Raw genomic sequence first — 12,096 nt, 5'->3', positions numbered from 1 at the left:
GTTATTTACTCAAATGTTATTATTATTTTTATTAAATCGTGATAGTTACTATTAAATGACAACAGCAACCAATTTTTTATTTTTGCTGAATTAGGTAAGTCAGCTATAACTGCGGGCGTGAATGATACCAGCGTAATTGAAAATTTTCTTCACAAAATTTTATCAATATAAGAAAAACCTTCGAGGTATCAGTGCGGGACGGCTTTAACGATAGGGTAATCTTCCACAATTTCAGCCACCAACATATAGAGTATTACGCAGCTTTATTTTTTGTCAAAAGGCAACTCAAACCTCTCTTTGGGCTAATATTTGCTCACTGGTAGAGGTTAAGAGGGTCCCAGGCAGGGTGCGGAGCAAACTAAGCCGCATAGAAGAAATGAGCGAGATAAACCCACTAGCGCGTAACTGTTTACTTCACTTATCGTCATTATTCCTCGCTCGTTAGCGGTATTTTCAATTTATCTCCTATACTGGGAAGACCCTGCTATTTAAAACCTGTAGCTTTGATGGGCTGTGTTAGCAGGATTCGCCATCGCAAAGTCTTAAAAATAAGCAAGTGATAGGGAGGTTGAATGTTTAATTTACTTATTGTAGAGCCGGACGATACCCAAGCTGAAATTTACGAATTAGCGTTATCTGAGCACTTCAATTTATCGCGAGTTGAGGATTTTACTACCGCGATTAAGGTTCTTAAAGCCACCCATCACCAACTTGTAATTTGTGAATGGCAAATTGCACAGCAAACAGCCGACCAATTAGGCCAGTGTGTAGTAGAAAAGGGGCAGTTTTCAGAGCCTATCATTATTGTGGTGGCAAAGGAGGATAGTGAAGATGCTATGGCTCAAGCGTTTCAGGGGGGCGTGTCTTACTATTTCACCAAACCTTATAAAATCATTCAGTTTACTGAAAATATATTAGCGCTCAAGAAGGGCATAGAAGCCATTCATGGGGCCACACAACAAGCATTTGATTTTCAGGAAGCTACTCAATCAGCGTTAAATCAGGCATCGGTTTATGGGATTGGTATGGATCTAGCTGCATCTGTCAGTAAAGCGACAGACAGTCAGAGTATCGCTGAAAAAGTGTTGCCAACGTTAGCTGAAAGCGGCATTCATTGTGCGCTGGCCTTGCGAAGTGAAAGCCAGGTTGAGTATTTCGATACTCACCTTGAACCTTGCGATGAAACCACAGAAAACGTATTTAAGGTACTCCATGATAAAGGTCGTATCTATCGTTTTGGCAGACGCATCATGCTTAATGAAAAAGATGTGTCTTTATTAATAAAAAATATAAGAGCTACTGATCCAGAGGTTTTCGATTCGGTGCTGGATATGGGCGCTAAACTCATCACCGCAATCAGTACTCAGCATGTAAAATTGTTGCAGCAACAAGCGCTTTTCGACACCCATTCAGATATGCAGGTAGTATTAGACAAGTTAAATGAGAACGTATTGAGTTTGAGCAAAGAGATGCGCACAATTTTGGAAACGGTAAGTTCTAAAATTCACTCAAGTTTTCACGATTTAGGGCTGACAGAGAGTCAGGAAAATTTTTTCTTAGAACTCATTGAAAAAGAGTTGGAGACCAGAGCAAATCATGAAGGGATGGCCGATTTAGACACACTGTTAAATGCGGTAACGTTTAGATTGAAAGCAAAAATTGATGAGTTAGCGATAGCGGCGGACTAGCTCTAACGAATTTGTTACCTGCCTATCCAATGTTTACCCGCTGCTAATCAAAAGTGAATTTAATGGTAAGGGGCAGGTTTCCACCACCCCTTACCAGAGCTTTATTTAATTACAGAAACTAGCGCCTTGGCCAATGTTTTAACATTCTGTTTATTAATACCAGCAATGTTAACGCGGCTCGATTCCACAAAATATACACTATGTTGTGAACGGATTTCTCTTACTTGCTCAGGAGTAATGCATAAGAACGAGAACATTCCTTTTTGAGAATTCACAAAACTGAAATCACGATCTGCACCATTAGCAGCTAGCTGATCCACTAACATCGCGCGAAGCGACTTCATGCGATTGCGCATTTCATCTACCTCGGTTATCCATTCATGTTTTAGTTGTTCATCATTCAGGATCATATCAACGAGGGCGCCCCCGTAACTGGGGGGCATGGAATAAATACCTCTTGCCACAGATTGTATCTGTCCCTGCACAATCTGCTTATTAGCGGTGTCTTTGGTGATGATTGCGGCTAGGCCCACGCGTTCGCGATAAAGCCCGAAGTTTTTACTACATGAGGCGGCAATCAGGACTTCTGGCAAATTATCAGTTAACAAACGAATACCATATGCATCTTCGTTTAATCCATCACCGAAGCCTAAATAGGCGACATCGAGAAATGGAACGAACTCACGCTCTTTTGCTACCTGCAATACTTCGTCCCATTGGGCGTTGGTTAAGTCTGCGCCTGTTGGGTTATGACAGCAGCCATGTAGAAGTACCACATCGCCTTTCGTGCACTGGCGTAGCGTGTCCATCATGGCATCAAAGTTAATGCTTGCGGTGGCTTTGTCAAAATAGGGATAGGTTTGGATTTCAAGACCCGCGGAGCCAATGAGTGGAATATGATTAGCCCAGGTAGGATCACTCACCCATACTTTTGCGTTTTTATTCGCGCGCGCAATCAGTTCTGCCAATATACGCAACGCCCCACAGCCACCAGGCGCCTGCACGGCGGCTACACGGTTGCTACGCAATGCCTGACTCTTTTCCGAGAGTAATAATGTAAGCATGCCATCTATATAACCTTGATGGCCTTGTGGAGAAATATATGTCTTCGATTTTTCCGCTGCCAACAATTTGTGCTGCGCCTTCACCACTGCTTTTAAAATTGGGGTGTTGCCTTGCTCATCTTTATATACACCAACTCCCAAATCTATCTTGTGAGGGTGACTATCTTCGTTGTATGCAACAGAAAGTCCTAAAATAGGATCGGGAGCAAGGGGAGTTAACACTTCAAACACAATGGTTCCTTAGGAATTGAAAATGAATGTCTGTGAAGGGCATTATGCCATCGCTCGGTAAAAGATCGAGTGCTGACAGAAATTAATTGTTAACTTGCGGCGTCAACCTGGCTTTATAGCAATGTAATCATATGTCTACAGAAAACGGGATAAAGGAAAGATGTTACGCGTAACTGGGCGTGGCAGGTATTGAGCCTTGCTAATCTGCTTAATTTTGCGCTAGATCCAAATATAGTTTTTGCTAATATATTAAGTATCAAGGTGTTAGAAATTATCAATCATGCCCAATTCAGAATTCATTACACCGCGCCTTAAACCCGCCATATATCCATCGGGGGGCAACACGATATTTTCTTCCGTTAGTCAGTGGCTATTAAACCTTATGGGATGGCGAGCCCAAGGGGAAATGATACCCGCTCCCAAGGTGGTGCTGACGCTTGCGCCTCACACCTCTAATTGGGATTTTGTACTGGGTGTATTGATTATTACAGCCATGCGTTTGAAGGTGTCGTTTTTTGGTAAACACACTTTGTTCAAACCACCGTTACTGTGGTTTTTGAAACGTATAGGGGGGATCCCGGTTGATAGAACTCAGTCACATGGTGTAGTAGCACAAGCTGCTGAAAATATTCGCAAACAGCAAAAAATAGTGTTGGTGCTGGCACCAGAGGGAACGCGCAAGGCAGTTTTTCCCTGGCGCAGAGGCTTTTTATATATTGCTCAGGCTGCCGGTGTGCCGGTGCAATGTGTGGGATTAGATTACAAGCGGAAACGACTTATATTTGGCCCTGTCCTACAGATTGACGACAAGGTAGAACAACAAATGCAAACAATTTATACATTTTATGCTACGGTGACAGCAAGATATCCAGCCCAATGCAAAGTGACGGAGTGTAAGTAGGTGACCAGGCAAGGCATTACCACACAGCTAGTACATCTTGACCGAACCAGTAACCATATTGAACAGGGGGCCGTGCATTCTCCCACTACTAATTCAGTACTATATGAGTATAAAGACGCCCAAGCGATTATCGATGTCTTTCAGGGCAAAAAGCCCGGTCATGTTTATTCTCGCTCATCCTCACCCTCAGTAAGCGCTTTGCAGGAAATGATTAATAAACTGGAAGATGGGGTGGGTGCATTGTGTTTTGCCACGGGGATGGGGGCCATCTCAAGTACGTTGCTCGCGTTACTTAAACAAGGTGATCATCTCATTGTCAGTCGTTATTTATTCGGTAATACGCGCAGTTTAATGGGTTCTTTGGAATCGTTTGGTATACAAATCAGCTATGTTGATGTCACTAAATTAACCGAGGTTATTGACGCATACCAGCCCAATACGCGAGGAGTATATTGTGAGACTATCGCGAATCCTGTGACCCAGGTGGCTGACGTTCAGTCAATCGGAAGCTACTGTAAAGAACGCGACATCCTGTTTATTCTCGACAATACGATGACACCCTCTGCCATTTTCGATGCAAAGGCTATGCAAGCGTCACTGGTGTTGAGTTCACTCACCAAATATATCTCGGGACATGGCAATGTATTGGGCGGAGCAGTCGTTGATACGGGAAATTTTTTATGGCAACACTATCCCAATATACAGCAGCAATATAAAAATGGCGATCCTTCGCAATGGGGGCTTACCCAAATCAAAAAGAAAGGGTTACGCGACATGGGAGCAACGTTAGCACCGGGATGCGCACATGCTATTTCTATCGGCATGGAAACATTAGCGCTAAGAATGCAAAAAGCGTGTGATAATGCACTGAAGTTAGCCACGTTTTTAGATAGTCATGAAAAAATACAAGATGTCTTTTATCCCGGGCTTTCGAATCATCCACAACACTTTATCGCCCGTGAGCATTTTCAGGAAGGCTATGGTGCCATTTTAAGTATTAATTTGCATGAGAGCATAGATGTGGTCGCTTTTCTTAATTCCCTAAAGCTAGTGATTTGCGCAACGCATTTAGGGGATAACCGCACGCTGGCTTTGCCGGTCGCGGCCACGATTTACTCAGAAAATACCCCCCAAGAGAGAGAACAGATGGGAATAGCAGACAGTATGATCAGGCTCTCTGTGGGGATTGAAGACATTGACGACTTGGTAACCGACTTCACGCAGGCATTAAATAATTTTAACTTAAGCACTTAATAATTAAATCTTAATGTAAGCCTTTGAATATCAAGAATTAAGTGTTTTAGGTCGTGCAGTTAGCAATCTCGTAAGCCAACCTGATCTGAGGAACTTCTAGCCTGCAACGTTGACTAAACCTATGCAGTTAGCAAAAAGTGTTATTTTGTGGTCATGTTGAAATCATGTTTAATACACTTTTTCGCTAAAGTGTGTTCCAAGTTGAGTGTGCTTGATTGCCCCGCAGGAGTTGCGGGGCTTTTTTTATGGTTAACCGACATTTTAGTTAATTAATTAGCAGGCTGTGAAATAAAAAACTGTAATACGGTAATATAAGCTCACATTACATCTTCAGTGCCCGTTCAATATCATCAACCAACTCAGGATCAGTGGGTCTTACCCTGCTACCGTAATGTTTTAATACGTTGCCTTTTTTGTCGACTAAATACTTATTAAAGTTCCAGGAGGGCTCTTCTCCCGTTTCTTTTTCTAACATTTTATAGAGAGGGTCAGCGTCTTCGCCCTTAACCGCTGTAGGTTCGAACATCGGGAACTTGACACCGTAAGTGAGTTCACAAAGCTCAGCCGTTTTTTTCTCATCTTTGGCTTCTTGGTTAAAGTCGTGTGAAGGGAAACCTAAAACCGTAAAATCTTTATCCCGGTATTTTTCATACATAGCCTCCAGCCCCTTGAATTGTTTGCTAAAGCCACAGTAGCTGGCAGTATTCACAATTAACAGTGTTTTACCTTGAAACTCTTTGCATAAATTTACCGTTTCCTGAGAGTTTAACTTACGCTTCATAAACTTCAGCACCGAGGGACACGTATCCGCTAAGGCTGCTGAGGACATCAATACCAATGCCAGGGTAAGGGCTCTTTTTCTCATAACTGTAATCTCTGTCGACGTAGTTACTTTGATTTTGCGCGGAAATTCCCCAGTCTGCAAGCTGAAAGCCACACTATTGACGATCAAACTTGACCATCAGCTTCGAACGCTGGGTATAATGGGGCGGGATACTCATTAAATCAATTTACAGAAAAATATATGAAAAAAATCACATTTTATTTTGCTGTCGGCGCAATTTCTACAGCATTGTCTGCCTGTATGACCACAACAGACTCAGTAAAAACGCAAGTGGAAACACAATCGCGTGAGGTGGTTCGCACTGTCACCCCTGAGGTGGAAATGGCAGGGAACGCAGCAAATATTATCACATTGGAACAAATCATGTCCGATCCGGACTGGCTGGGTCGGCAACCTGAAAGTCCAGGTTTTTCCCTTGATGGATCCTCGTTAGTTTATACGCGCAAGCAACAAGGCTCACCAATCACCGATGTATTTGCCGCGGATCTGGATACTCCTTCCCACGCGACAAAGGTTTCTTACGATCAACGCCACCGCTTTAAATACGATGAAAAAGTGGTTAGTCCCGACGGTACAATGACAGCTATCCGCGCTGGAGACAGTATCTTTGTGTACACCGACGAAAAGCTTCATCAACTCACCCGAGGCGGCAGTGCCCTGCGCGGCATCAATTTTATGACCGATGGACGATTAATGGCACAAACCGGTAACCGAGTTATTGCCATTGACGTCAGGACCGGCGTGCGAGAACAATTAATTAGTTGGAAATTCGAGGATAAACCAGAAGCGGTCAAGCCGCCTGAAGATTATATTGCGGAACAGCAAATTGAATTAATCGAATACATCAAAAACAAGCGCAACGATCGCCAGATTTTGTATGATGAAAATAAAAAGTTGGTCGCAGCGAATAAAGCGTTTGCCCCTGAGCCTCTCTATTTCAACAAAAAGCATCGTCTGGTAACGGCAACGGTTTCTCCGGCTGCTAATTTTGCCATTGTGGTAACCACAGAAGACAAACCCTGGCGCAGTGACAGCGATATCATGCCTCATTATATTCAAGAAAACGGCCGTATTACGTCAATTAATGCGCGCCAACGTGTGGCGGACGCTGAGCCTGAGAATCATGACGTCTGGTTGGTTGATTTACGCACCAACCAAAAACACAAGTTAGCATTTTCCGTTTTGCCTGGCTATAACGAAGATGTGTTAGCTGAAGTTAAAGCAGAAAATGCGAAGGCCAAAGGGGAAACTTATCAAGTAAATCGCTTACCGAGGGAAATTACCCTACTGGAAAGCTGGTACTGGACTGAGCCCTCGGTAAGGTGGCATCAAAATGGTCAGCAGGTTGCCCTGATGCTGGAAGCATGGGACAACAAAGATCGCTGGATCGCGACGGTTGATTTTAAAGGTAAAAAATTAGTTAATCAGCATCGCCTGCATGATGACGCGTGGATTAACTATCGATTTAATCAATTTGGCTGGCTTCATCAAAGTGAAACCCTTTATTTCCAATCTGAGCACACCGGCTATTCACACCTTTATGTTCAGCAACCGGGCCAATCGCCGGTGGCTTTAACGTCAGGACAATACATTGTGGACAATCCCACGCTGACGCGGGATGACGATTGGATCTATTTTGAAGCGAATAAAAAACATCCAGGGATCTACGAAATATACCGTGTGAATCTGACCACGAAGCAACATGAAACACTCACCGATTTAAATGGGGTGACAGAATACGTACTTAGTCCGGACGAAAAACATCTGCTATTAACCCACAGTAAAGTTACCCGTCCACCTGAACTTTACCTGAGTCGAATCGATAGTGATAAGGCGCCTGTGCAAGTCACCAATACAGTTAGTGATAAATATTTATCACTACCATGGACCGCCCCTCAGGTTGTTGCCATTAATTCGAGTCACACTACGCAGCCTATTTATGCTCGCGTGTATCTACCTGACAACTACGAACAGGGGGCACCGCGTAAAGCAGTGGTGTTTAACCATGGGGCCGGCTATCTGCAAAATGCTCATCTTGGTTGGTCAGGGTATTTTCGTGAATATATGTTTCACAGTATGTTGGCGCAGCAAGGCTATGTCGTATTAGATATGGATTATCGCGCTTCGGCAGGTTACGGGCGCGACTGGAGAACCGCAATATATCGTCAAATGGGAACGCCAGAGGTGCAAGATCTTAAAGATGGTGTAAATTGGCTTGTTGAAAATGCCAATGTAGATAGAGAGCGAATTGGAACGTACGGGGGATCATATGGTGGTTTCCTGACCTTCATGTCGCTTTTCAACGAACCAGATCTGTTTCAGGCTGGCGCAGCGTTAAGACCGGTAAGTGATTGGGCGCATTATAATACCGGCTATACGGCTAACATTCTTAACACCCCCAATATCGATCCCATTGCTTACGAGCGCAGTTCGCCGATTTATTTTGCAGAGGGCTTGACTAAGCCACTGCTTATAAATGCGCCAATGGTGGATGACAACGTGTTTTTTGTAGATGTCGTAAGATTGGTACAACGTCTGATTGAATTGGAAAAAGAAAATTTCGAAACGGCTATTTATCCGGTAGAGCCGCATGGCTTTGTGCAACCTAGTTCATGGTTGGACGAATATCGCAGAATTTATAAGCTGTTCGAAACGCATCTTTAATTGCCCCCACCGCCATCCTCTGGGATGGCGGCTTTCTAGGATAATAATTATTTTTGAGTTAATAGTGCCCAGCGTGTACCGAAGGTATTAAGCAGACGCATTATTATAAATAAAAAGAGGCCGCTTAACGCGCCATATAAATGCGCATCAATCGCCACTGCCGCGTCGATCCATTGTTCTAACTCCGCATTTGCGCCAGTGGTTTGTTCATAAACAATCTTAAGTGCAACGCCCGCCAAGAGAATCCAGCCAGAATGAATATTTTTTTCTACGTCCTTAAATGCGCCCCACACAAAGACGCCATGTAAAGCGCCCGATAGACCCGCATACCAAATTAAATTGTCAGAGAAAAAATAAATTCCGATACTGCAACCCACGCAGGCCCATAAAAATACCCGTAAAAATGTCGGTAGATAATAATGTTCCCCGTGTAGCGCCCATAACAGTGCTAAGCCTGCAAGATTTAATAATAGGTGAACGCCATTGGTGTGCACTAGATTTCCACTAAGCATTCGCCAGGTTTCCATTCCTTGAACTGCGTAACGATCGTATGCCAACAACTGGCCTGCAGCAGGTTCCAACAGGTAGAGAACTACTGCCATCAGTGCAATAATTAACGGACCTGTAAAATTGGCCGGGCGGGAAGGTTTTTTAAACATATTTTTGGTATGACATTTTTGCTAATTGGCTAAGCGCGCTATGATAACGTAAATTATAGTACCGAAGACACGTTTAAGTAGATGAAGCGCAATTTTTAACGCTTGATGTTTTCTTAGCGGGTTATTCAGGTGCCCCAAATTCGCAAATAAGGAAGGCTATGAGTATTCAAATAAAAACTGAGAAAGGTGTCATGCGTCTTACTATGAACCGTGAGAGCAAAAAAAATTCGCTGACCCGAGACATGTACAGGCAACTGGCTGAAGCACTCACTCAAGCCCGTGCGGATGACACTATTCGGGTAATACGAATTGATGGGGCAGGGAGTTGTTTCACAGCCGGTAACGACATTCATGACTTTGCCAATCACAGTGACAGCGACAATGTGACGGATACCGTGGCGTTCATGCAAGCACTAATTGAATGTGACAAAGTGGTAGTGGCGCAAGTACATGGTCTGGCCGTTGGTATCGGTACCACCTTGCTACTACATTGTGATTTAGTCTACTGTGCTCCAGACACTCGATTTGTATTGCCCTTCATCAATCTTGGACTGGTCCCGGAATATGCATCGAGTTATATCCTCCCACGTCTTTCAGGTAGACGAAAAGCCAGTGAATGGCTGATGCTTGGGGAACCGTTCGATGCCCAGGAAGCGATGAATTTTGGATTAGTCAGCAGGATTATTGAATCAGAGATGTTGGAAGGTACCGTTTCAGCGATATGTCAGGCTTTGGCGGAAAAACCTGCATTTGCGTTATCGCAGACTAAACAATTACTTTCCAATGAGACCGACGCAATTCAACAACAAATGAATACAGAGTTAGATATTCTTTTGGAAGCAATGACCACCGAGGCAGCTAAAGAAGCATTTTCTGCATTTTTGGAAAAGCGCCCGGTCGATCGCACAAAATTTAAATAATTAAAAACGAACTTAAATAGGTGTTAATTTGACTACCACGTTTTTCCGTAGGGTGTGTACGGGTCTTCTTTGTTTTTTATTTCAGTTTACAGCGATAGCACAGGATTCGGTAAACCGAGCTGAACCTGAAGCTGCTACTGGCTATACACAAAAAAAAGCGTTTGTTGCGAAAGACTATATGGTGGTGACCGCCAATCCCTATGCGTCATGGGCGGGCCGAAATATCATCGAAAAGGGGGGATCAGCTATTGATGCCGCTGTGGCTGTTCAAGCCATGCTCACTTTGGTTGAACCTCAATCCTCTGGTATTGGAGGCGGCGCATTTATCCTGTACTGGGATAATAAAAGTCAAACATTGCATACATATGATGGCAGGGAAACGGCGCCAGCCAATGTTAACTCCCATTGGTTTATGAATGGCACCAAACCGATGAAATGGATTGATGCTGTAGTGGGCGGAAAGTCTGTGGGGGTGCCCGGTGTGATGAAGGCTTTGGAAATGGCCCAGAACGAGTTTGGACATTTAGCATGGAAAGATCTGTTTAATGATGCCATCAACACTGCGGATAAAGGATTCAGAGTCTCCAAACGTTTAGCGGATCTCGTTGCGCTTAATTACCACCCAGGATTGAAAAAGTTTCCCGCCAGCGCTTCGTACTTTTATCCTTCCGGGAAACCGTTGTCTGAGGGTTTTATTCGAAAAAACAGACCCCTGGCACGCACACTGCTGCAGATCGCCAGGCAGGGTGCCGACTATATGTATAAAGGAAGGTTGGCAGAAAAAATAGTCAAAGAAGTCAATTCATCGAAGATTAACCCTGGCAGTATGACGGAACAGGACTTCGCTGCTTATAAGGCTATTAAACGCGACCCTGTGTGCGGTATGTATAGAGAATTCTCGGTTTGTGGCATGGCACCTCCCAGTTCTGGGGGCATCAACGTCTATCAGATATTAAAAATGCTCGAACGCCATGATTTGTCACAGATTGAGTTATTAAGCGCTGAGTTTATACATCTTTTTAGCCAAGCTTCCGCCTTAGCTTACGCGGATCGTGAGCAGTTTATCGCTGATTCCGACTTTACCAATCTGCCTTTTGCCGCGCTTATCAATACCGCCTACCTTAATCGTCGTAGTCAGGATGTCAGGCTGAATAAACGGTGGCGTCAGGTACGCGCTGGCAGACCTTATGCGGATGCGAAAATTGGCATAGGTATGTCAGTAGAACAGCCTAATACGAGCCATCTCACTATCGTCGATAAAGAAGGGAACGCTGTTTCCATGACCACCAGCATTGAATTTATGTTTGGTTCAGGACTGATGGTAGAAGGCTTCCTACTGAATAATCAACTGACCGATTTTTCGTTTCAGCCCTCAAAGGATCGTTATCAGGTTCTTAACAAAGTAGAGCCTCGAAAGCGTCCTCGTAGCGCAATGAGTCCTACTATGGTTTTTAACGATAAAGGGCAGTTAGAAGTGTTAGTGGGGTCTCCTGGGGGAAGCCGTATTGTAAGTTACGTGGCCCAAACGCTTATCGGCGTCCTGGATTATGATTTAAATATCCAGCAAGCGATAAATCTGCCTAAAGTTACCAACCGCAATGATTATACGGCACTCGAGAAAGGAACAGGGTTAGAAAAATTAGAACCTGCACTGATCCAGCGGGGTCATAAAGTCAGAGTAATGGATTTAAATAGCGGCTTGCATGGAATAGAGATCCGTAATGGCAAGCTGGTTGGTGGTGCCGATCCACGACGAGAAGGAATTGCAGTGGGGCGATGAAATGTTAGATTGTTAACATTTTCTTACATAAAGTAACAGTAAGCCATACTTTAACCCACTACACTCTGCTTATCTTTACAAAAAGGGAAAT

At 44.0% G+C, this 12,096-nt stretch carries 9 protein-coding genes; 6 read left to right on the top strand and 3 right to left on the bottom strand.

Annotation, left to right across the window (positions count from 1 at the left end; translation table 11 throughout):
• The first annotated feature begins 572 nt into the window (after positions 1–572).
• Entirely contained in the window at positions 573–1,688 is a 1,116-nt protein-coding gene (locus OPS25_RS06625) for a response regulator (protein ID WP_265616861.1), read from the top strand.
• A gap of 101 nt (positions 1,689–1,789) precedes the next feature.
• Here OPS25_RS06625 and OPS25_RS06620 read toward each other — a convergent pair whose 3' ends face one another.
• Positions 1,790–2,983, bottom strand: a complete 1,194-nt coding sequence (locus OPS25_RS06620) for an amino acid aminotransferase (RefSeq protein WP_265616860.1) — start codon at positions 2,981–2,983, stop codon at positions 1,790–1,792.
• A 280-nt stretch (positions 2,984–3,263) separates the two neighbouring features.
• On the opposite strand from OPS25_RS06620, the gene OPS25_RS06615 reads away from it, so the two are divergent.
• Together OPS25_RS06615 and OPS25_RS06610 are read left to right on the top strand one after the other, a co-directional pair.
• The gene (locus tag OPS25_RS06615) at positions 3,264–3,884 is read left to right on the top strand and encodes a 1-acyl-sn-glycerol-3-phosphate acyltransferase (protein WP_265616859.1); all 621 of its coding nucleotides are present in this window, start codon (positions 3,264–3,266) and stop codon (positions 3,882–3,884) included.
• Positions 3,885–5,138, top strand: a complete 1,254-nt coding sequence (locus OPS25_RS06610; protein WP_265616858.1) for a cystathionine gamma-synthase family protein — start codon at positions 3,885–3,887, stop codon at positions 5,136–5,138.
• 322 nt (positions 5,139–5,460) lie between these two features.
• Here the strand turns inward: OPS25_RS06610 and OPS25_RS06605 are convergent, their stop codons facing one another.
• Complete coding sequence (locus OPS25_RS06605; protein ID WP_265616857.1) at positions 5,461–6,003, bottom strand: glutathione peroxidase; 543 nt, start codon at positions 6,001–6,003, stop codon at positions 5,461–5,463.
• Positions 6,004–6,162: 159 nt separating this feature from the next.
• On the opposite strand from OPS25_RS06605, the gene OPS25_RS06600 reads away from it, so the two are divergent.
• A complete protein-coding gene (locus OPS25_RS06600) occupies positions 6,163–8,646 on the top strand; it encodes a S9 family peptidase (protein WP_265616856.1) in 2,484 nt (827 codons plus the stop codon).
• Between the two features lie 47 nt (positions 8,647–8,693).
• Here the strand turns inward: OPS25_RS06600 and rrtA are convergent, their stop codons facing one another.
• Positions 8,694–9,305 (bottom strand): rhombosortase, encoded by a 612-nt coding sequence (gene rrtA, locus OPS25_RS06595; protein ID WP_265616855.1) that lies wholly within the window; start codon positions 9,303–9,305, stop codon positions 8,694–8,696.
• 158 nt (positions 9,306–9,463) lie between these two features.
• On the opposite strand from rrtA, the gene OPS25_RS06590 reads away from it, so the two are divergent.
• Both OPS25_RS06590 and ggt read left to right on the top strand, forming a co-directional pair.
• A complete protein-coding gene (locus OPS25_RS06590; protein ID WP_265616854.1) occupies positions 9,464–10,225 on the top strand; it encodes an enoyl-CoA hydratase in 762 nt (253 codons plus the stop codon).
• Positions 10,226–10,253: 28 nt separating this feature from the next.
• The gene (gene ggt, locus OPS25_RS06585; RefSeq protein ID WP_268741409.1) at positions 10,254–12,005 is read left to right on the top strand and encodes a gamma-glutamyltransferase; all 1,752 of its coding nucleotides are present in this window, start codon (positions 10,254–10,256) and stop codon (positions 12,003–12,005) included.
• Positions 12,006–12,096 lie beyond the last annotated feature (91 nt).

The organism is Alteromonas aquimaris (assembly GCF_026183695.1).
Lineage (GTDB): Bacteria > Pseudomonadota > Gammaproteobacteria > Enterobacterales > Alteromonadaceae > Alteromonas > Alteromonas aquimaris.
This window is presented reverse-complemented; position numbering and strand designations above follow the sequence as displayed.

Excerpts from the sequence above, each read along its gene's own strand:
- OPS25_RS06625 (WP_265616861.1), top strand. The coding sequence starts at position 573 with ATGTTTAATTTACTTATTGTAGAGCCGGACGATACCCAAGCTGAAATT.
- OPS25_RS06615 (WP_265616859.1), top strand. The coding sequence starts at position 3,264 with ATGCCCAATTCAGAATTCATTACACCGCGCCTTAAACCCGCCATATAT.
- OPS25_RS06605 (WP_265616857.1), bottom strand. The coding sequence starts at position 6,003 with ATGAGAAAAAGAGCCCTTACCCTGGCATTGGTATTGATGTCCTCAGCA.
- OPS25_RS06600 (WP_265616856.1), top strand. The coding sequence starts at position 6,163 with ATGAAAAAAATCACATTTTATTTTGCTGTCGGCGCAATTTCTACAGCA.
- rrtA (WP_265616855.1), bottom strand. The coding sequence starts at position 9,305 with ATGTTTAAAAAACCTTCCCGCCCGGCCAATTTTACAGGTCCGTTAATT.
- OPS25_RS06590 (WP_265616854.1), top strand. The coding sequence starts at position 9,464 with ATGAGTATTCAAATAAAAACTGAGAAAGGTGTCATGCGTCTTACTATG.